Raw genomic sequence first — 20293 nt, forward strand, 5'->3', positions numbered from 1 at the left:
GAATTTCTATTGGGTTTTGTAGCGTACTTAATCATAAAAAAAACAAAAAACCTATACTATTTTAAAGGATAGTATAGGTTTATAATTATTGATTTTATCGTTTATTCCTTTAGCTCTAAAGGCGATCCTTCTTCTATTCGAATCGCTCCCGAAGACAATAAATGTTGATTATCTATTTGATGTGACAATGAAGATTGTTGACGAATATAAGCCATTTTTATGGCCGCAATAGCAGCTTCGGTACCTTTATTCCCATGAATCCCACCACTTCTATCAATGGATTGTTGCATTGTGTTATCGGTCAAGACACAAAAAATAACAGGAATATCTGTTTGAACATTCAAGTCTTTAATCCCTTGTGTTACTCCTTCACAAACAAAATCAAAATGCTTTGTTTGCCCTTGAATCACACACCCAATAGCAATTACTGCATCAACATTCTGTGTTTGCAACATTTTCTTCGAACCATATATAAGTTCAAAGCTCCCAGGAACATTCCAGCGAATGATATGCTGGGATGGAACTTGGTTTTCCAAAAGCGCTTCGATTGCTCCTTTATAAAGACCTTCAGTTATAGAATCATTCCATTCTGAAACAACAATCCCAAAGCGAAAATCTTTCGCATTTGGGATTGAATTTTTATCGTAGTCGGATAAATTTTTATTTACGGTAGCCATATTTTTTTAGTTTTCAGTATTCAGTGTTCAGTATTCAGGCAGCATAATAAACTGCCTATTGTTACTGATTACTGAATACTCTTTATTGTGCTAATCCTATTAAAACGTCAATTGAAGCAGCTTCTGGAGTTGCTTCATAATTATCTTTAATATCTGTAAAATATTTCAAAGCGTCTTCTTTATTTCCTAAGGCTAAAGCAGTTTTACCTGCTTTTAATAAGAAACGTGGAGTTGTAAAATCATTTTTGTTTGATTCAGCTGCTTTCACATAATTCTCTAAAGCTTCTTTTGATTTATTTTGTTGTGCATAAGCATCTCCGATTGCTCCTTTTGCCATAGCATTTAAAACAATATCTTCTGAGTTAAATTTACTCAAAAAATCAATAGCTTCAGCATATTTACCTGTATTTAAATAAGCCATACCTGCATAATAATTAGCTAAGTTTCCTGCATCAGTTCCAGAATATTCGTCTGCTATTTTTATAAAACCAAACTTACCTTCAGAACCATTTAAAGACAATTTATATAATGAATCACTTGCCACACCGTCTGTAGCTTTTTGAAAGTTTTGTTGTGCAACAAACATTTCGTTAGCAGCTTCATCTTGTTTTGGCGAAGCAATAAATTTTTGATACGCTAAATACCCTACTGTAAACAAAGCAACACCGGCAACTAATCCAATAATTACTTTTTGATTTCTAGCAACCCAATCCTCTGTTTTTGAAGCCGTTTCATCTAATTTAGAAAAAACACCCGCCGTTGCGCTGTCTTTGTCGTCCACCTGTACTTCTTCAACTGTATCTTTAACTTCTTTTTCTTTTGGTGCTTTATATCCTCTTTTACTGTAAGTAGCCATTTATTTTTAATTTAGTGAATCGCAAAAATAAAATTTTTATTCAAACCCACACAAAAAATATGCTTTTATATTTAAAAAAAATGTAATAGGCGATTCTTTCTTTCCAAAGCCAAAATAATTTCCATAGAAAAAATGGAAAAGCCATTTTTATCGATATTTTTCAATAATTTGCACCAACTTTAAAAAACAAGTTGAAAAACATCAACGTTCTCAATATCAGCAAGCCTTAGAGATGCATTTAAAAAAGATTTCACTATTCAATTATAAGAATTTTTCAGAGGCAAATTTCGAATTTGATGCCAAAATAAATTGTTTTGTAGGTAAAAACGGCATCGGAAAGACTAATGTGCTCGATGCAATCTACCATTTAGCTTATGGAAAAAGCTATTTCAATCCATTAGCGATACAAAATATCAAGCACGGTGAAGAGTTCTTTGTAATTGATGCTGAATTTGAAAAAAACGAAAGAAACGAACAAATCGTTTGCAGTATAAAAAAAGGACAAAAAAAGATATTAAAACGCAATGGTAAAGCCTATGACAAATTTTCAGATCATATAGGTTTCATCCCTTTAGTGATTATTTCACCTGCTGATAGGGATTTGATCGTGGAAGGCAGCGAAACGAGACGAAAGTTTATGGACAGCGTTATTTCGCAATTGGATTCCCATTATTTGCAACAACTCATTCAATACCAAAAAGTGATGAGTCAACGCAATGCACTACTGAAATATTTTGCCCTAAATCATGTTTTTGAAAACGATACGCTTTCCATATATAATGAGCAGCTTACTAGTTTTGGAAAATATATTTTCGAAAAAAGAAAAGAATTTATAGACGAGTTCATCCCAATTTTCAATGTGCATCATCAGGCGATAACTGGTTCACAAGAAACGGTGCAATTAGTATATGAAAGTCATTTATTCGATAATGATTTATTGACACTTTTACAGGAAAACATCAATAAAGACCGGGCTTTACATTACACAAGCGTAGGAACTCATAAAGACGATTTATCATTTGAAATAGACAATCATCCTATCAAAAAATTTGGTTCACAAGGCCAACAAAAATCGTTTTTGATTGCTTTAAAACTAGCACAATTTGAATTTTTAAAAAAACAAAGTGGGGTAAAACCTATTTTGCTTTTCGATGACATATTCGACAAATTAGACGAAAGCAGAGTGGCTAAAATCATTGAAATGGTCAATAGCGATACCTTTGGACAGCTATTTATTTCAGATACACACCCAGAACGAACTGAAACTATTGTAAAATCAACACATCAGAGCTATAAAATCTTCAACTTATAACTTTAATTTAAGAGTTTATACGATTCGAAAATTGAAAAATTACCTACTTTAGCCTACACAAATTTAAACCGTACTGCCAATGAAATTTCGTCCAATATTACTGCTGATTATATCATTTTTTGTTCTATCGTGTAACGGACAAACTTCCAAAAATGTAAAAACTATTGAACCTGCAGCATTTGCTGAAAAAATTGCAACAACTAACAATGCACAAATCCTTGATGTTCGAACTCCAGAAGAATATTCCTCCGGACATATTAATAATGCCGCTAACGTAAATTGGAATGGGAATGATTTCGATGTCAAAGCGACTACTTTTGATAAAACAAAACCAGTTTTTGTCTATTGTAAGAGTGGAGGAAGAAGCAAACCAGCAGTTGCAAAACTAGATGAATTGGGCTTTACTTCTATTTATGAATTACAAGGTGGAATGCTAAAATGGGATGCGGCAGGATTGTCTAAACCTAATGATAAAATTATCGGGATGAGTCCTCAGCAATATGGCGACTTAATAAACACCGATAAGAAAGTGTTGATTGATTTTTATGCAGAGTGGTGCGCTCCATGTAAAAAAATGGCTCCCTATCTTTTACAAATGCAAAAAGATTTAGCAGATAAAGTTACTATAGTCAGACTGAATGCAGACGAGAATAAAACCATGATGACCAAATTGAAAATCAGTGAACTTCCTGCTTTATTATTATATGAAAATAAGGAAGTGAAATGGAAACATTCCGGTTTTATTAGTGAAGAAGAGTTAAAAAAACAACTACAATAATTTTTAGATGCTTTCAAAAGACACGTTACAATTTCTGGATGATTTAAAAGCCAACAACAATAGAGATTGGTTTTTGGACAATAAAAAAAGATACGAAGCTTTCAAAAAAGATTATCAACAATTAGTTGGCGATTTACTTGATGCTATGAAGCCATTGGATCCCTCGCTAGAAATGCTTGAAGTCAAAAATTGTACTTTCAGAATCAATCGCGACATTCGGTTTTCAAAGGACAAAACTCCTTATAAATCGCATCTGGGCGTTTGGCTTTCTTCGGGAGCAAAAGGCGTCAATCGCTCAGGTTATTATCTTCATTTAGAAAAAGGAGCCAGTTTTATTGCTGGTGGATTATATTGTCCCGAAGCAGAAGATTTGAAAAAAATGCGCAAAGAAATTGCCTATTTCCACGATGATTTAGAAGCAATTCTCGACGAGAAAAATTTCAAAAAAGAGTTTAAAGATTTTGATCGAAATGAAAAAAATACATTAAAAAACCCACCGCGAGGATACGAAAAAGAACATCCAGCTATTGAATTTCTCAAACTGAAAAGTTTTGAATCCTCTCAAAGAATTGATATTTCGGAAATAACAAAAAAAGATTTTGTCGCAGTAATGAGTAAAAAACTCATTGCGTTAAAACCGCTAAATGATTTTATCAATAGGGCGCTAACTTCTGATGAATAATTTATACCGATGACAAAAAAGAAAATACTTTTTCTAGGGGAATCCTACAGAGCGGATGCCATCACATGGATGAATGGTCTGAAAGAATTTGGCGATTTTGAAATTATCACTTGGGAATTAAAAATGCCAAATAATTGTATTCATAACCGAATTTTAAGGGTTTTCGAAATTGAATTAGCTTATTTTAAAATAAAGAAGGTTATCAAATTGCATCAACCAGATATGGTAATTGCCGAAAGAACCACCAGTTATGGATTTCTTGCTGCCTTATCCGGAGTTAAACCTGTCGCAATAGCGCAACAAGGCAGAACCGATTTGTGGCCTGAAAATTCCATTTCATTACCATTAAAAAGGCTTATTCAACATTATGCCTTTCAAAAAGCAGATTTGATCCACGCTTGGGGCCCCGCAATGACAATTTCGATGCGGAAAGCCAATGTAGATATGAATAAAGTTTTGGTATTACCAAAAGGAATAGATTTGGCAAAATTCGAAAATAAAAATAATTCTGATCCCGAAAAAATTTGCGCCATTGTAACCCGCTCTTTATTGCCGGAATACCGTCATGAGATTATTCTAAAGTCTTTTGCTATTTTAAAAGAAAAAGGGATAGATTTCCTACTCACTATTATTGGAGATGGAACTCAACTTCAATACTTAAAAGAATTAGCAAAAAAATTAAATATAGAAGAGAAAGTCCATTTCACGGGAAGAATTCCAAATACAGAATTACCAAAATTATTACAACAATCTAATATTTATATCAGCATGCCAATAACAGAAGGAGTTTCAGCCTCTTTATTTGAAGCAATGGCCTGCAATTGTTATCCAGTTGTAACCGATATAATAGGAAATCAAAGTTGGATTACCCACCGAGAAAACGGTCTATTGATTCCCGTTGATGATTTCAAAATACTCGCTGAAGAATTAGTATGGTCATTTGAAAATAGTGAACATAGAAATAAAGCTGTTCTGAAAAACAGGAAATTTGTGGAAGAAAATGCCAATTACAATACAAACATGAAAATTATTGCTGATAAATACCACCAATTAATCAACACAAACAGCCCCAAGTAACTATGTGTGGAATTAATGGAATCTTGCATTTACAATCACAAAAAAAAGTGGACGAACGCATTCTGATAAAGATGCGTGATTCGCTGGAGCATCGCGGACCTGATGACAAAGGATTATTTATTGAAAATAATATTGGACTAGGACACCGAAGACTTTCAATTCTTGATGTTTCCACTGCCGGACACCAACCTTTTCTTTCCGATGATGGCAGATACGCACTCGTTTATAATGGTGAAATTTATAACTTTAAGGACTTCTATCCCGAATTAATAAGTAACGGATTTGATATCAGAACTACTTCGGATACTGAAGTTTTGTTAAAGTTATTTCAATTACATGGTTTAAAAATGCTCAGCCGTCTTAACGGAATGTTTGCCTTTGCAATCTGGGATAAATTAGAAAAAAAGCTTACTGTTGTGCGGGATCGAATGGGTGTTAAACCTTTGTATTATTCATTTTACAATGAAACCTTCTATTTTGCATCGGAGCAAAAAGCACTATTTACAGCCGGAGTGCCTCTCAAGATGGCACAAGACGGATTAGAAGAATATATATTTAATCGATTTGTTGCCGGCGAAAATACTTTATACGAAAACGTAAAAAAAGTATTGCCTGGACATATAAAGACCATTCACGAAGGTGGAAAAGTCACGACTGAAAAATGGTGGAATCTAAAAAAGGAAATACAGAATCAGCCTGAAATAAAAAATCCAGTTGAATGGTTTCGTGAAACATTTGATGATTCCATAAAATTAAGAATGGTAAGTGACGTTCCTGTTGGTGTTTTATTAAGCGGCGGACTGGATTCTTCCTCCATTTTGGCTTCATTATATCATCAAAATTACAAAGACATTCAAACTTTTAATATTGGTTTTAAAGAAAAGGAACATAACGAATCACACTTAGCCAAAATGATGGCTGAGAAATTTGATTATGGTTTTCACACGATGCAATTAGAAGATAAAAATCTCTACGATAAATTGTTAAGCGCCACTTATTTTCAGGATGAACCTATTATGCATTTGAGCGAACCACATCTTTTAGCGGTTTCACAAATGGCAAAACCATCAGTAAAAGTGTTACTTTCCGGTGAAGGTGCTGATGAATTAATGGGTGGCTATGTGAGATATAAAGCTTTACAATATCCATCATTGTTGAATTCAATTGCAACAATTGGTAATTTGGACCTATTTACAAATAAGCCTCGTTATGAAAAGTTAACGCGTTATGCGCAAATTAGTAAAAAATCAGAACTGGTGATGTTTAATGGCTCTAATATTTATCCAAAAGATATTGAGGAAATTTATGGAATTAACACACTTCCAAAAAATGAATACAGAAAACAAATTTATAAAGAAGCAAAATCTTTATACCCGGATAATTTAAGAAGACAAGCGCTGTATTTTGATCAACATACTTACTTATGTTCGCTGCTGGACAGAAATGACCGCTGCACAATGGGTGCATCCATTGAATGCCGAGAACCATTTTTAGATCCAAGATTAGTCATTGGCTTGGGCTCATTAGAGGACAAATGGTTATTTGCGGGCAAGAAATGGAAATTCATTCTCAAATCAGCTATGAAAGAACGTTTACCAGATGAAATTCTAAAATTTAGAAAAGTAGGTCTAAGCGCTCCTTGGGGTGATTATATTACAAATAGCCCTGCCTTTAAGGAAGAATTAGAATCTTTTTCGAAAAGTGAGCTGTTTCAAAATCCCTATTTTGAAAATATAAATATTAAAAAAATGGTTCAGAATTTACAAAAAGGGGATGTTACTATGACTCCTTATATTATGCCGCTCTTCATGATGCATATCTGGATGAAATCTTACGCAAATAAATTTTAATCCTTACTTTTGAATTTAGGATTCACAAAAGCTAACTCTTTCATGGAAATACAATATAATTTCTCTTTAAAAAAATACAATACATTTGGCATTGAAGCCAAAGCAAAACAGTTCGTCGCCGTTCATTCTATTGACGAATTGAAACATATTTTAGAAGAAAACAAAGCACAGAAAAAATTTATTTTGGGTGGCGGAAGCAATATGCTTTTGACACAGGACATTGACGCACTGGTTATTCATATTGATTTGAAAGGAAAAAAAATTATCAAAGAAAATGATGATTTTGTCTGGGTCGAAAGTCAAGCTGGAGAAAACTGGCATGAATTGGTTCTTTGGACAATCGACCAAAATTTTGGCGGAATGGAAAACATGTCTTTAATTCCCGGAAATGTGGGTACCACTCCCGTTCAAAACATCGGTGCTTATGGTACTGAAATCAAAGATACTTTTGTTTCCTGCGAAGCAATGAATATAGAAACTCAAGAAATTAAAACCGTCGTGAAAGACGATTGTCATTTTGGTTACAGAGAAAGTGTGTTCAAAAACGAGGCGAAAAATCAATATGTTATTACTTCTGTTGTTTTCAAATTGACAAAACGCAATCATAAGATCAATATTTCTTACGGCGACATTACAGCTGAATTGGCAAAAAACCACATCACAAATCCAAGTTTAAAGGACGTGAGCAATGCGGTGATAGCAATTCGTAAAAGCAAATTACCCGATCCAAAAGAACTGGGAAATAGCGGTAGTTTCTTTAAAAACCCTATTCTCTTAAAATCTGATTTCGAAAAAATTCATCAACAATTTCCAGAAATGAAATATTATGATGTTTCCCCAACGGAAGTAAAAGTTCCCGCTGGCTGGTTGATCGAACAAGCCGGTTTCAAAGGAAAACGTTTTGGTGATGCCGGAATACATAAAAATCAAGCATTGGTTTTAGTCAATTACGGCAATGCAACGGGACAAGAGATTTTGAATGTTTCAAAGAATATTCAGGAGACTATTTTTAAGACTTTTGGAATTCATATTGAAGCCGAAGTAAATGTGATATAGGTTTCAGTATTCAGTATTCGGTCGTAATGTTCAGCTGCAGTAAAAGCCGTAATATAGATTGCAGATCTGAGAGTGTGCATACCAAAATAGTATTTTAAAATTCGTTAATCCAAAATCACAAATCACCATGTACATCCCAGATATTTACAAAAACGAAAATCAAGAAGACATAACTGCTTTCTTGAAACAAAATAGTTTTGGCATTCTAATCAATCAAACTAATGGAAAATTGTGGGCGACTCACATTCCGTTAGAACTGCAAACGAATAAAGAAGGTAAAACAATTTTAGAAGGACATATATCTAAAGAAAATCCGCAATGGCAAGGTTTCACGGAAAACGACCAAATATTAGCCGTTTTTTCGGGACCACATTCTTACATCTCTCCTTCGTGGTACGATCACGAAAATGTCCCAACATGGAATTATATTGCGGTTCATGTTTACGGAAGAATAAAAATTATTGAAGGCGATGCAGTAATCGAATCGCTGAAAAAACTAGTCGATAAATACGAACAGAATTCGGAAAACCCGGTTCGCATAGAAGATTTATCCCAGAAAACGATGATGCAAAGTCGCGGAATTGTCGCTTTTGAAATCGAAATTGATGAGATTCAAGCCACAAAAAAAATGTCTCAAAATCGTGATGATAAAAACTATCAAAATATCATTTCTGAGTTGGAAAAAACCAACATAAATCAGTCCATTGCTGTCGCAAATGAAATGAAGAAATGCCCCCGATAAATTCTTTCAAAATTCACAGTTTATGATTAAAAATTCATAATTGTATTCATACCTTTGCGCTCTCTCGAAATTTCGGGACTAAAAACTCACTAAACTCAGATGCTTATTATTATTCTTTACTTTTTTATTTTTATTGTTGCCGTTCAGATTTTGTATTACTTGGTTATTTTTGGAAAATTTTCTTTCGCAAAAGCGCAAAAGATAACACCCAAAAGAATTCCGATATCGGTTATTGTTTGTGCCAAAAACGAAGAAGAAAACGTAACAAATTTTATTCCGTTACTAGCTGAACAAAATTATCCTGATTTTGAAATTGTCTTAATTGACGATGCTTCGAGCGACGATACATTGGCTCTTTTTGAAGGTTTTGAAAAACAATATCCAAATGTACGTTTGGTGAAAGTGCAAAACAACGAAGCCTTTTGGGGCAACAAAAAATACGCATTGACTTTAGGAATCAAAGCTGCAAAAAAAGAATATTTATTATTCACTGATGCCGACTGCTATCCAACATCAAAAGAATGGATTACAGCGATGAGCTCTCAATTTACGATGCAAAAAACAATTGTTTTGGGTTATGGTAAATATGAAAAAGTAGCTAATTCTTTTTTGAATAAAATCATTCGTTTTGAAACTTTGCTCACCGCCATTCAATATTTTTCTTGGGCAAAAATAGGTCATCCATATATGGGCGTGGGTAGAAACCTAGCGTATAAAAAAGAAGAGTTTTTCAGTGCCAATGGTTTTATTGAGCACATGCAAGTTCGTTCCGGTGATGATGATTTGTTCATTAATCAAGTCGCAAATGCGAGAAACACAGCCGTTTCCTATACACCCGAAAGTTTCACTTATTCTAAACCAAAAACGACTTACAAAGACTGGATTATACAAAAAAGAAGACATATTGCTACAGCAAACTATTACAAGAAATTCGATAAATTTCAATTAGGCGTTTTCTATTGTTCGCAACTACTTTTTATTTTACTTACGATACTATTACTGGCCTTTCAGTTTCAATGGATAATAGTACTAAGTTTATTTGGTTTACGTTATTTAGTATCTTGGATTGTTATTGGATTTTCGGCCGGGAAATTAAAAGAAAAAGATGTGGTATATTGGTATCCAATAATCGAATTAGTACTTATAGTCACGCAAATTAATATCTTTATAACAAATACATTCTCAAAACCGGTACATTGGAAATAAACAAACAAATAGAAAAAGCAAAACAAGGTGACCAAGTTGCCTTCACTTTTCTATTGGATTATTATTGGAATGAAGTGTATGGTTTCATGCTTAAACGCACTGAAAATGAAACCAATGCCGAAGATATTACTATCGAGACGTTTTCCAAAGCCTTTGACAAAATAGCCACTTATAATTCGGAATTTCAGTTTAATACTTGGCTTATTGCTATTGCAAAAAACGTTCACATCGATTTATTGCGAAAAAAGAAATCGAGTCTTTTTGTCGAAATTACAGATGAACAAGACCAGCAAGCCTACAATATTGCTGATACGACTCCATCGGCAGAAGATGAATTGATTACAGAGCAAAACCTTTCACAGTTACTACAATTCATCAAAGAATTAAAACCGCATTATCAGGAAGTAATTCAACTTCGCTATTTTCAGGAAATGAGTTATCAGGAAATCGCCAATAAAATTGACGAACCTTTGAGTAATGTAAAGATCAAACTGCTTCGCGCCAAGAAACTATTGGCAGAAATTATTCAGAATAAAAGATAGTTTAATAGGTTAACGGTTATTTGGTTAATCGTTTATTTGGTTAATCCGTTATTCGCTTATTAGGTTAAAACGATTCAACAGTTAGACGCCTAAACAATTAAACTAAAAAATTTTGCACTTTATATACTAAAATTCCTGTTATTTACGTTGTTAAATAAAACACCCATTGCTTATGATTTAAATGCTACTTAACCATTAAATCCATAAACCATGTCAAAATTAAGCATCTACGAAACCAGCTGGTTAAACCTTGTTTTCGAGCACAGAAACAAAGAATATGGAGCGTATAAATTACGTCAGGAAAGCACTAAAACATCCCTATTTGCACTTTTTATGGGACTATTATTATTAGCTTCCGCATTGAGTATTCCTCTTGTTATTAATCATTTTTATCCAGACAACAGGATCACAATTCCTATTCCCGAATTTATGACACCGATTGAAATAATCGAAATAGCACCAAATGAAATTAAGAAAATAGACAAGCCGATTCTTCCTGAAGTTAAAACGGCAAATACAGCAATACCAATTGAAAGCAAACAACTTGTCAATCCAATTATTGTTGAAGCATCACAAGCTAGTCCAGAAATTATAAAAAATACACAAAACACAAGTACAGCAAGCGCAATTACCGATGGTACAGCAGTCGTGGGAATAAATGCAACCTCTGCAGCGGGAACGGCAACAGAAAATGCAAGTGCTGGCGATCCGGGAGATACTGTCGTGGCCAGTGTTGCGCTTGACAAACTTCCAGAATTTCCAGGAGGCATCAATAAATTTTACTCGTATGTTGGAAATAATTTTGAAAAACCAGAAATCGAAGGCGTAAACGTCATTCGTGTTTATGTATCGTTTGTCATTGAAAAAGATGGTGCCATGACGGATATTCAGGTGAAAAATGATCCAGGTTACGGTTTAGGTAAAGAAGCCATTCGAGTATTGAAATCGTTGCGAACAAAATGGTCTCCGGGAATGGTTGGTTCAAAAGCGGTCCGAACTGCCTACAACTTGCCCATTACGGTACAGATGAATTAATTGGATTTTGTAAATATCCTGAAAACTTCAAAATTCAAAATTCTTTGTTCTTTGTTCAAAATTTAAAATAAGGTCGAATAATCAACTTGGACTTTTGAATTTTGAACGTGAAATTTAAAAACATTCTTTCTGTTTGTAAAGGATAAAGAACAAAATTTATTTAAAAAATCAAAAGCTTCATTTAATTTTGAAGCTTTTTTTGAATATCACATCTAACTTTTTTAAATTTTATCTAAATACAACAAAAAGTACTAATCTAGCCCTGATAGAGCCGATATCCTCGTAGTCCCGAAGCTTCGGGACGAAGAGATAAAGGCGAAAGCAGGACAACTATTAATTAAAATATTCAAAAAAATCTGCTCCTCATGCTTTAATAGCTCTTGCTTCAAATAAACATATAAACGAATCCACAAATAGACTACATTCATTATCTTTGCGCTTTGAAAATTGATATATGGAAACTGTTTTAGAAAATACTTTACCGATAGGAAAACCGAAATGGTTGAAGGTAAAACTCCCAATTGGCCAAAAATATACAGAGCTTCGTGGCTTAGTTGATAAATATAGTCTTAATACGATTTGTACCTCAGGAAGCTGTCCAAATATGGGCGAATGCTGGGGAGAAGGAACGGCAACGTTTATGATTTTAGGAAATGTGTGTACGCGTTCTTGTGGTTTTTGTGGTGTAAAAACCGGAAGGCCTGAAACCGTAGACTGGGATGAGCCAGAAAAAGTGGCACGTTCTATAAAAATCATGAATATTAAACATGCTGTAGTTACCAGCGTGGATAGAGATGATTTGAAAGATGGTGGTTCCATTATTTGGATTGAAACCGTTAAAGCTATTCGTAGAATGAATCCCAACACTACTTTGGAAACTTTGATTCCTGATTTTCAAGGTATCGAAAGAAATATTGATCGAATTATAGAAGCCAATCCCGAAGTAGTTTCGCATAATGTAGAAACCGTTCGCAGGCTGACTCGTGAAGTACGTATTCAGGCAAAATATGACCGAAGTTTAGAAGTTTTGAGATACTTGAAAGAGAAAGGTATTCGCAGAACTAAATCTGGAATTATGCTTGGACTTGGCGAAAAAGAAGAGGAAGTTTTTCAAACGATGAGAGATTTGCGTGAAGCTAATGTCGATATTGTAACGATAGGTCAATACTTGCAACCCAGTAAAAAACATTTGCCTGTAAAAGAATTTATAACGCCAGATCAATTTGAGATATATGAGAAATTTGGGTTGGAATTGGGTTTTCGTCATGTAGAAAGCGGCCCATTAGTTCGCTCTTCTTACAAAGCTCAAAAACACATATTATAGTCGAATGTCTTAAAGTCAGAAAGTCGAAAGGCTTGACATATTGACTTTAGGACTTTAGGATTTTAAGACTTTAAGACTTATGATTAGAATTGCCATTAATGGTTTTGGAAGAATTGGAAGAAATTTATTTCGCCTGCTTTTAAACCATCCCGATATTGAAGTAATTGCCATAAATGATATTGCTGACACCAAAACAATGGCCCATTTAGTGAAATATGACAGTATTCACGGGGTTTTGCCTCATGCGGTAACTGTCGATGAAAAAGGATTTATTATAGATGGAAACCATTTTTTGTTTTTTCATGAAAAAAAGATTTCAAACTTGGATTGGAAAAGTTTAGACATTGATTACGTAGTGGAATCGACCGGTAAGTACAAGACTTTTGATGATCTAAATGCTCATATTCTAGCTGGTGCAAAAAAAGTCATTCTTTCCGCACCTTCTGAAGTAGACTCTATAAAAACTGTTGTTCTGGGTGTGAATGAAAATAGTCTTGACGGCACTGAAACCATTGTTTCTAATGCAAGTTGTACTACAAATAATGCCGCACCAATGATGAAAGTTATTGATGAACTTTGCGGTATTGAACAAGCATATATCACTACCATTCATTCTTACACGACTGACCAGAGCTTACATGACCAACCGCACAAGGATTTGCGTAGGGCTCGTGGTGCTAGTCAGTCTATAGTTCCTACAACAACTGGAGCGGCTAAAGCATTAACAAAAATTTTTCCTACATTGCAGGGGAAAATAGGTGGTTGTGGTATTAGAGTTCCCGTTCCAGATGGTTCTTTGACGGATATAACGTTCAATGTAAAACGAGCGGTTACTATAGAAGAAATAAATGCCGCTTTCAAGGTTGCGGCACAAACTAATTTAAAAGGAATTCTCGATTACACAGAAGATCCAATCGTTTCCGTGGATATTATTGGTAATAGAAATTCTTGTTTGTTTGACGCACAACTGACCTCCGTTATTGATAAAATGGTAAAAGTAGTTGGCTGGTATGATAATGAAATAGGATATTCATCCAGAATAATTGATTTAATTCTTTTGGTAGAAAGTAAAAATAAAAAATAAAACAATTCAGTTATACATGAAGCAATTGTTCGTTTTTATCTTTTTTTGCAGTTCATTTCTGTATTCTCAAACTAATGAGAAAACAGATAGTCTTACGTATTACAAAAATTTGACCACTTCAAATATCAAATCCGATAAATACCAACAGGCCATATTTTATACACAAAAAGCTATAAATTATGCTAAATTAAGTCGGGATGTCCAAACGCAAGCTGATCAAACGTTTAAATTAGCAAAACTATATTTTGAATTAAAAAAATATAACGACGCTATAAAATCATTTCAAAAAAGCATTTCATTCTACAAAAAATTAGAACCAAGTTCGAATTATGCATACGCGACTTATTATCTAGGCTTGAGTTATATTGAAAAAAGAAATTTTAAGGACGCCGAAATTTATTTTAATAATACCAAATCAATAATTAATAATTTAAAAAGCTCTGATTCTGCCCAAATAAACAACCTGCTGTATCTGCAGAAAGGGATTATAAGTAAATCAAAAGGGAATTATGATTTAGCTTCGGCAATATTCAAAACCATAATTGCAAAACCGTATAATGGGGCAATACTGGATACCAGAACTGAAGCTTTGTACCAAATAGGAACGGTTGAAGCTTCCAAAAAAAGATACAATTTAGCTTTAAATTATCTCAATAAAGCATTAGAAAATAATGCTAGGAATAACAATTCTGACCAAAAATCGAATATTTTACTCGCATTGAGTTCTGTTTACGAAAAAATGTTAGATAAAAACAACGCCTATTCGTATTTGAAACAACATCTTAATTTGAAAGAGAGCATCTCAATTTTAAATAACGAAAGACTTGGCATTGATGATTACAATGAATTTAAAGAGTCCGAACGGTTAAAAGAAATTGTACAAATTGGCAATCAAAATAAGCAGCAGCAAAAAGCGAATAAATTCTCTAAATTAATTAGTATCCTCGCCATTGCCCTAATCTCTATTTTGTCTTTATTGAGTTTATCATTATATAAAAACAACATCATTAGAACACAATCCAATCTAATGCTAAAAGAAAAAAATAAAGAATTAGAAATTGCCAAGGACAAAGCAGAAAAAGCCTCCAATGCAAGATCTGAATTTTTATCCACGGTAAGCCATGAACTTCGTACACCACTCAATGCTATAAATGGTATCGCTCATTTATTATTGGAAGAAAAGCCAAAGAGGTCTCAAATGAAATATCTGACTTCATTAAAATTTTCAGGCGATTACTTGACAAAATTTATAAATGAAATCTTAGAAATAAACAAAATCGATTCTAATAAAATTGAAATTGAATATATCAATTTTAATCTTAAACAATTATTAGAAGATATACAAAACTCTTTAAAAGAAATAGCAGCAGTAGGAAACAACAAATTCAACCTTGAAATTGACCATTCAATTCCTGATTATTTGATTGGTGATCCCACAAAACTATCACAGATAATCCTGAATTTGATTAACAATGCGCTAAAATTCACTAAAAATGGTACTGTAAATGTAATTACTAAACTAAAATCATTAGAGAATGACCATGCTACTGTATATTTTGAAATAGTTGATACCGGGATTGGAATTCCTGAAGACAAATTAAAAAGTGTTTTTGATAGTTTTTCGCAAGGCTCGATAGAGGTAAATCGGAAATACGGAGGAACTGGTTTAGGTTTAACAATCGTAAAGAAATTAATTAAAACTCTTGGCGGTCATATACGCCTGAAAAGTATTGTGGGAGAAGGATCTTCTTTTTCCTTTGAATTAAAATTTAAAAAAGGCTCTGAATTATTGAAAGTAGAAGAAAAACGTAAAACATATGATGATTCTATTTTAGCGAATAAAAAAATACTTTTGGTGGAGGACAATAAAATTAATCAAATGATTTCAGCAAAAATGCTCGAAAACAAAGGAATAATTTGTTACATAATTGACAACGGTGAAGAGGCGATTGAAACAGCTAAAAACAATAAATTTGACTTAATTCTAATGGATGTTCATTTACCGGGTATAAACGGTACTATAGCAACTGAACGAATTAGAAAATTTGATCAAAAAACACCAATAATCGCCCTAACTGCAATATCATTGGATGAAAATCGTGACATGTTATTATCGTTTGGAATGAATGATGTTATCACAAAACCATTCATTCCTGAAGAATTTTACAGCGTAATTGCAAATTATGTTTAGGGCTATCTAATATTTTACAATCAATTCTTTAATTAGGCTTCGAACCATTGGTTCTGCTTTTTTCGCGGCTTCCAGTACTTCATCATGTGAAATAGAATCTATATTTTCTTCATTTCCCATATCCGTAATAACAGAAATCCCGAATGTCTCAATGTCCATGTGACGTGCGACAATTACTTCTGGAACGGTTGACATTCCTACACAGTCTGCACCAAGAATTTTTACCATTCTATATTCCGCTAAGGTTTCAAAAGTTGGTCCTTGAAGTCCTAAATACACGCCATCGAAAACTTCAATGTTTAAATCAAGCGCTATTTCTTTTGCCTTAGTAATCATCTTTCTCGAATAAGGTTCGCTCATATTGACAAAACGAGGTCCAAAACGCTCGTCATTTTTTCCTCGTAATGGATGTTCAGGCGTCATATTGATATGATCCTTTATAAGAACAATTGAACCTACTTTATAATTTGGATTTACACCACCGGATGCATTAGAAACAACTAACTTATCTATGCCTAAAAATTTCATTACTCGAACCGGGAAAGTAACTTCAGTCATGCAATATCCTTCATAAAAATGAAATCTTCCTTGCATTGCAACTACTTTCTTTTTCCCAATGGTTCCAAAAACTAAAGCTCCTTTGTGACCTAAAACAGTCGATACAGGGAAATTTGGAATTTCATTGTAAGGCAAGGTATATTCTACTTTCATTTCATCTGTAAAACTCCCTAATCCTGAACCTAAAATCACACCATATTCTGGGGTAAAATCAATTCTTTCTTTAATATAACTAACGGTTTCTTGTACTTGTTCCCACATAATTTGTAATGGTTTTATCAAAATTTTCGCCTGAAATTTCGGCACCGGAAAGGAACGAACTTTGTATCGGTAAATAGAAAAGTTGTTCGCTTGGCAAACTTCCTTTTAATCGCACATAATCTTTCTCGGTAGTAATAATGATGTTGTTTTGAGCTAAATTTTTAATTTCTAAAATATCTTTATCGGTAAAATTATGATGGTCTGGAAAAGATAAACAGACATCATTGGCATCTTGCAAATAGGCGAAAAATGGCTCGGGCTTGGCGATTCCTGCCACTAATAATTTTGAAGCAGACTGAATTTCATTTACGTTTATCTTTCGGTTTTTCCCATAAATAAAATTGTCGTAGGCTATAAAAGTAAAGTATAATTCTTGGTTTACTGAAAGTTTTAATTTGTTTCTAATCTCATTCTGTTTTTCCGGCGAAAGATTAAAAGGACATTTGGTCACAATAATCACGTTGGCTCTTTTTGCTCCGGTTTTGCTTTCGCGCAAATTTCCGGTTGGTAAAATAAAATCATCAGAATACAAATCCCCATAAGAAGTGAGTAAAATATAGAAACCCGCTTTTACTTTCCGGTGTTGAAAAGCATCATCTAACAAAATGATTTCTGGTTTAATCTTTTGCGAAAGCAATTGCTCTATTCCATTTTTTCTATCGGCATCAACGGCAACTTGGATGGTTGGGAATTTTTCGAAAAACTGAAAAGGCTCATCGCCAAGAACCCGCGCATTAATTGTTTCATCAGCCAAAATAAATCCCTTAGATTGTCTTTTATATCCTCTGCTTAATGTGGCGACTTTATATTTATCCGAAAATAACCGAATTAAATATTCAATTTGCGGTGTTTTTCCTGTACCGCCAACACTCAGATTTCCAACAGCGATAATGGGTAAATCAAAAGCATACGTTTTCAAAACACCTTTGTCGAAAAGAAAATTCCGAATACTCGTTATCACGCCATATAAAATGGCAAATGGAAACAGTATTTTTCGCAGTAAATTCATTGTACGAAAGTAGAATATTTTATTTTAAAGTTGATTTGTTTATTCGTTAATTTGTTTATTAGAAAATCCAGAAATAAAAAATCAAAAATCTGATATTATGAAATCAGAGATTACGAATACCAAAAAAACTAAACGATGAGTAAAATCAAAGAAATAATTTCTGTACTCGAAGAAATGGCGCCACTCGCCTATGCCGAAGATTTTGATAATGTAGGTTTATTAGTTGGCGATCAAGAGTCAGAAGCAACAGGCGTTTTAGTTTGTCATGATGCTTTAGAAAATATAATTGAGGAAGCAATCGCTAAAAAATGCAATTTGGTGGTTTGTTTTCATCCCATATTATTTTCCGGATTAAAAAAAATAACAGGCAAGAATTATGTGGAGCGAGCAGTAATTAAGGCAATAAAAAATGACATTGCCATATATGCCGTTCACACCGCTTTGGACAATCATCAGGATGGCGTTAATAAAATTTTCTGTGATGCATTGGGTTTAATAAACACAAAAGTACTGATTCCGAAGCAAAATTTCATTCGGAAATTAGTGACTTATACCATTCCCGAAAATGCAGAACAGGTTCGCAATGCCCTATTCGATGCCGGAGCAGGAAGTATAGGAAATTATGAAGATTGCAGTTTCAATTCAAAAGGAATTGGAACTTATATGGGAAATGAGCACAGTAATCCTCAAATGGGCGAACGATTTGAGTTTGTTCAAGGCGACGAAATCAAAATCGAAGTGACTTTCGAAAAACATTTGGAAAACAAAATTCTAAAGGCACTTTTTAAAAGTCATGCATACGAGGAAGTAGCTTATGAAATTTATGAGCTACAAAACAAACATCAAAATATTGGTTTAGGAATGATTGGCGAATTGAAAAATCCAATGAAGGAAAAAGATTTTCTACTGTTTGTAAAAGAGAAAATGCAGTCTGATGGTATTCGTCATTCCAACTTTATAGGAAAAGAAGTAAAAAAAATAGCCGTGCTTGGAGGAGCTGGAAGTTTTGCCATAAAAAATGCTATTCAGGCTGGAGCCGATGTGTTTTTAACGGCGGATTTAAAGTATCATCAGTTTTATGAGGCCGAAAATCAACTTTTATTGGCAGATATTGGACATTTTGAAAGCGAACGCTATACAAAAAATTATATTGTTGACTATCTTCGGAAAAAAATCCTTAATTTTGCAGTTATTTTATCAGAAGAAAATTCAAATCCAGTTAAGTACTTATAGAATATGGCGAATACGAAAGAATTAAGTGTTGAGGACAAGTTAAGAGCAATTTACGATTTACAATTAATTGACTCTAGAATTGACGAAATTAGAAACGTAAGAGGTGAACTTCCTCTAGAAGTGGAAGATTTAGAAGATGAAGTTGCCGGTTTAAGCACGCGTTCAGAAAAATTGAAAAGTGAACTCGAAGTTATCGAAGATCTAATCAAAGCAAAAAAGAATGCAATTGATGAGCACAAAGAGGCAATCAAAAAATACACAAAACAGCAAGAAAGCGTTCGTAACAACAGAGAATTTAATTCGTTGACTAAAGAGATTGAATTTCAAGAATTAGAAATTCAATTGTCTGAAAAACAAATTAAAGAAATGAAAGCTTCAATCGAACATAAGAAAGAAGTAATTTCTCAGTCAAAAGAAAGATTAGAAACTAAATCTAATCACTTGAAACATAAAAAGTCAGAATTAGACGCAATCATGTCTGAAACTGCTAAAGAAGAAGCTTTTTTAACTGAAAAATCAGGGGAATATCAAGCTTTAATCGAAGAAAGATTATTAAAAGCGTACACTAGAATCAGAACAAGTGTTCGCAATGGTTTAGCTGTTGTTTCTATTGAAAGAGGTGCATCTGCAGGATCATTCTTTACAATTCCACCGCAGACACAAGTAGAAATTGCTTCAAGAAAGAAAATCATCACTGATGAACATTCAGGAAGAATATTAGTCGACAGTGTATTGGCTGACGAAGAAAAAGAAAAAATGGAAAAATTATTTTCTAAGTTTTAATTCTATTTAAGTCCCGATTCACATCGGGACTTTTTTA

General features: G+C 33.6%; 19 protein-coding genes. 15 read left to right on the forward strand and 4 right to left on the reverse strand.

Features of this window, described 5'->3' with window-relative positions:
- Positions 1 to 101: 101 nt before the first annotated feature.
- Together ribH and H4V97_RS06205 are read right to left on the reverse strand one after the other, a co-directional pair.
- Complete coding sequence (gene ribH, locus H4V97_RS06200; RefSeq protein ID WP_209549204.1) at positions 102 to 677, reverse strand: 6,7-dimethyl-8-ribityllumazine synthase; 576 nt, start codon at positions 675 to 677, stop codon at positions 102 to 104.
- Between the two features lie 82 nt (positions 678 to 759).
- The gene (locus tag H4V97_RS06205; protein ID WP_209549205.1) at positions 760 to 1533 is read right to left on the reverse strand and encodes a tetratricopeptide repeat protein; all 774 of its coding nucleotides are present in this window, start codon (positions 1531 to 1533) and stop codon (positions 760 to 762) included.
- Between the two features lie 232 nt (positions 1534 to 1765).
- Between H4V97_RS06205 and recF the strand changes: the two genes are divergently transcribed.
- The 13 genes from recF (at position 1766) to H4V97_RS06270 (ending at position 16412) form a co-directional block, all read left to right on the forward strand.
- Positions 1766 to 2845 (forward strand): DNA replication/repair protein RecF, encoded by a 1080-nt coding sequence (recF, locus tag H4V97_RS06210; RefSeq protein WP_196850127.1) that lies wholly within the window; start codon positions 1766 to 1768, stop codon positions 2843 to 2845.
- Positions 2846 to 2924: 79 nt separating this feature from the next.
- Positions 2925 to 3623 (forward strand): thioredoxin domain-containing protein, encoded by a 699-nt coding sequence (locus H4V97_RS06215; RefSeq protein WP_196850126.1) that lies wholly within the window; start codon positions 2925 to 2927, stop codon positions 3621 to 3623.
- 7 nt (positions 3624 to 3630) lie between these two features.
- The gene (locus tag H4V97_RS06220; protein ID WP_196850125.1) at positions 3631 to 4305 is read left to right on the forward strand and encodes a DUF2461 domain-containing protein; all 675 of its coding nucleotides are present in this window, start codon (positions 3631 to 3633) and stop codon (positions 4303 to 4305) included.
- Between the two features lie 9 nt (positions 4306 to 4314).
- Complete coding sequence (locus tag H4V97_RS06225) at positions 4315 to 5382, forward strand: glycosyltransferase (RefSeq protein ID WP_209549206.1); 1068 nt, start codon at positions 4315 to 4317, stop codon at positions 5380 to 5382.
- A 2-nt stretch (positions 5383 to 5384) separates the two neighbouring features.
- On the forward strand, positions 5385 to 7232 hold the full coding sequence (gene asnB / locus H4V97_RS06230) for an asparagine synthase (glutamine-hydrolyzing) (protein ID WP_209549207.1): 1848 nt from the start codon (positions 5385 to 5387) through the stop codon (positions 7230 to 7232).
- A gap of 42 nt (positions 7233 to 7274) precedes the next feature.
- On the forward strand, positions 7275 to 8288 hold the full coding sequence (gene murB, locus H4V97_RS06235) for a UDP-N-acetylmuramate dehydrogenase (protein ID WP_209549208.1): 1014 nt from the start codon (positions 7275 to 7277) through the stop codon (positions 8286 to 8288).
- 127 nt (positions 8289 to 8415) lie between these two features.
- Positions 8416 to 9030, forward strand: a complete 615-nt coding sequence (locus H4V97_RS06240) for an FMN-binding negative transcriptional regulator (RefSeq protein ID WP_209549209.1) — start codon at positions 8416 to 8418, stop codon at positions 9028 to 9030.
- Positions 9031 to 9129: 99 nt separating this feature from the next.
- Positions 9130 to 10236 carry a glycosyltransferase gene (locus H4V97_RS06245; protein WP_209549210.1) on the forward strand — a complete coding sequence of 369 codons (1107 nt, stop codon included), beginning with the start codon at positions 9130 to 9132 and terminating at the stop codon, positions 10234 to 10236.
- Positions 10227 to 10778, forward strand: coding sequence for an RNA polymerase sigma factor (locus tag H4V97_RS06250; RefSeq protein ID WP_121341089.1), 552 nt, complete (start codon positions 10227 to 10229; stop codon positions 10776 to 10778). Before H4V97_RS06245 ends, H4V97_RS06250 begins: the two co-directional genes overlap by 10 nt.
- A 210-nt stretch (positions 10779 to 10988) precedes the next feature.
- The gene (locus tag H4V97_RS06255) at positions 10989 to 11813 is read left to right on the forward strand and encodes an energy transducer TonB (protein WP_209549211.1); all 825 of its coding nucleotides are present in this window, start codon (positions 10989 to 10991) and stop codon (positions 11811 to 11813) included.
- A gap of 454 nt (positions 11814 to 12267) precedes the next feature.
- Positions 12268 to 13137 carry a lipoyl synthase gene (gene lipA, locus H4V97_RS06260; protein ID WP_209549212.1) on the forward strand — a complete coding sequence of 290 codons (870 nt, stop codon included), beginning with the start codon at positions 12268 to 12270 and terminating at the stop codon, positions 13135 to 13137.
- Positions 13138 to 13216: 79 nt separating this feature from the next.
- Positions 13217 to 14221: a type I glyceraldehyde-3-phosphate dehydrogenase gene (gene gap, locus H4V97_RS06265; protein WP_196850117.1), complete on the forward strand. Its 1005-nt coding sequence runs from the start codon at positions 13217 to 13219 to the stop codon at positions 14219 to 14221.
- A gap of 16 nt (positions 14222 to 14237) precedes the next feature.
- Complete coding sequence (locus H4V97_RS06270) at positions 14238 to 16412, forward strand: ATP-binding protein (RefSeq protein ID WP_209549213.1); 2175 nt, start codon at positions 14238 to 14240, stop codon at positions 16410 to 16412.
- Between the two features lie 6 nt (positions 16413 to 16418).
- Here the strand turns inward: H4V97_RS06270 and H4V97_RS06275 are convergent, their stop codons facing one another.
- Both H4V97_RS06275 and lpxK read right to left on the reverse strand, forming a co-directional pair.
- On the reverse strand, positions 16419 to 17231 hold the full coding sequence (locus H4V97_RS06275) for a purine-nucleoside phosphorylase (protein WP_209549214.1): 813 nt from the start codon (positions 17229 to 17231) through the stop codon (positions 16419 to 16421).
- Positions 17203 to 18240 (reverse strand): tetraacyldisaccharide 4'-kinase, encoded by a 1038-nt coding sequence (gene lpxK / locus H4V97_RS06280; protein WP_209549215.1) that lies wholly within the window; start codon positions 18238 to 18240, stop codon positions 17203 to 17205. The genes H4V97_RS06275 and lpxK overlap by 29 nt, the downstream gene beginning before the upstream one ends.
- A 135-nt stretch (positions 18241 to 18375) precedes the next feature.
- Between lpxK and H4V97_RS06285 the strand changes: the two genes are divergently transcribed.
- Together H4V97_RS06285 and H4V97_RS06290 are read left to right on the forward strand one after the other, a co-directional pair.
- A complete protein-coding gene (locus tag H4V97_RS06285) occupies positions 18376 to 19473 on the forward strand; it encodes a Nif3-like dinuclear metal center hexameric protein (protein ID WP_209549216.1) in 1098 nt (365 codons plus the stop codon).
- Positions 19474 to 19476: 3 nt separating this feature from the next.
- Positions 19477 to 20256: a zinc ribbon domain-containing protein gene (locus H4V97_RS06290; protein WP_196850112.1), complete on the forward strand. Its 780-nt coding sequence runs from the start codon at positions 19477 to 19479 to the stop codon at positions 20254 to 20256.
- Positions 20257 to 20293: the final 37 nt, after the last annotated feature.

The sequence above is a fragment of the Flavobacterium sp. CG_23.5 genome (assembly GCF_017875765.1).
In the GTDB taxonomy this organism is placed as follows: Bacteria; Bacteroidota; Bacteroidia; order Flavobacteriales; family Flavobacteriaceae; genus Flavobacterium.

Excerpts from the sequence above, each read along its gene's own strand:
- ribH (WP_209549204.1), bottom strand. The coding sequence starts at position 677 with ATGGCTACCGTAAATAAAAATTTATCCGACTACGATAAAAATTCAATC.
- H4V97_RS06205 (WP_209549205.1), bottom strand. The coding sequence starts at position 1,533 with ATGGCTACTTACAGTAAAAGAGGATATAAAGCACCAAAAGAAAAAGAA.
- recF (WP_196850127.1), top strand. The coding sequence starts at position 1,766 with ATGCATTTAAAAAAGATTTCACTATTCAATTATAAGAATTTTTCAGAG.
- H4V97_RS06215 (WP_196850126.1), top strand. The coding sequence starts at position 2,925 with ATGAAATTTCGTCCAATATTACTGCTGATTATATCATTTTTTGTTCTA.
- H4V97_RS06220 (WP_196850125.1), top strand. The coding sequence starts at position 3,631 with ATGCTTTCAAAAGACACGTTACAATTTCTGGATGATTTAAAAGCCAAC.
- H4V97_RS06225 (WP_209549206.1), top strand. The coding sequence starts at position 4,315 with ATGACAAAAAAGAAAATACTTTTTCTAGGGGAATCCTACAGAGCGGAT.
- asnB (WP_209549207.1), top strand. The coding sequence starts at position 5,385 with ATGTGTGGAATTAATGGAATCTTGCATTTACAATCACAAAAAAAAGTG.
- murB (WP_209549208.1), top strand. The coding sequence starts at position 7,275 with ATGGAAATACAATATAATTTCTCTTTAAAAAAATACAATACATTTGGC.
- H4V97_RS06240 (WP_209549209.1), top strand. The coding sequence starts at position 8,416 with ATGTACATCCCAGATATTTACAAAAACGAAAATCAAGAAGACATAACT.
- H4V97_RS06245 (WP_209549210.1), top strand. The coding sequence starts at position 9,130 with ATGCTTATTATTATTCTTTACTTTTTTATTTTTATTGTTGCCGTTCAG.
- H4V97_RS06255 (WP_209549211.1), top strand. The coding sequence starts at position 10,989 with ATGTCAAAATTAAGCATCTACGAAACCAGCTGGTTAAACCTTGTTTTC.
- lipA (WP_209549212.1), top strand. The coding sequence starts at position 12,268 with ATGGAAACTGTTTTAGAAAATACTTTACCGATAGGAAAACCGAAATGG.
- gap (WP_196850117.1), top strand. The coding sequence starts at position 13,217 with ATGATTAGAATTGCCATTAATGGTTTTGGAAGAATTGGAAGAAATTTA.
- H4V97_RS06270 (WP_209549213.1), top strand. The coding sequence starts at position 14,238 with ATGAAGCAATTGTTCGTTTTTATCTTTTTTTGCAGTTCATTTCTGTAT.
- H4V97_RS06275 (WP_209549214.1), bottom strand. The coding sequence starts at position 17,231 with ATGTGGGAACAAGTACAAGAAACCGTTAGTTATATTAAAGAAAGAATT.
- lpxK (WP_209549215.1), bottom strand. The coding sequence starts at position 18,240 with ATGAATTTACTGCGAAAAATACTGTTTCCATTTGCCATTTTATATGGC.
- H4V97_RS06285 (WP_209549216.1), top strand. The coding sequence starts at position 18,376 with ATGAGTAAAATCAAAGAAATAATTTCTGTACTCGAAGAAATGGCGCCA.
- H4V97_RS06290 (WP_196850112.1), top strand. The coding sequence starts at position 19,477 with ATGGCGAATACGAAAGAATTAAGTGTTGAGGACAAGTTAAGAGCAATT.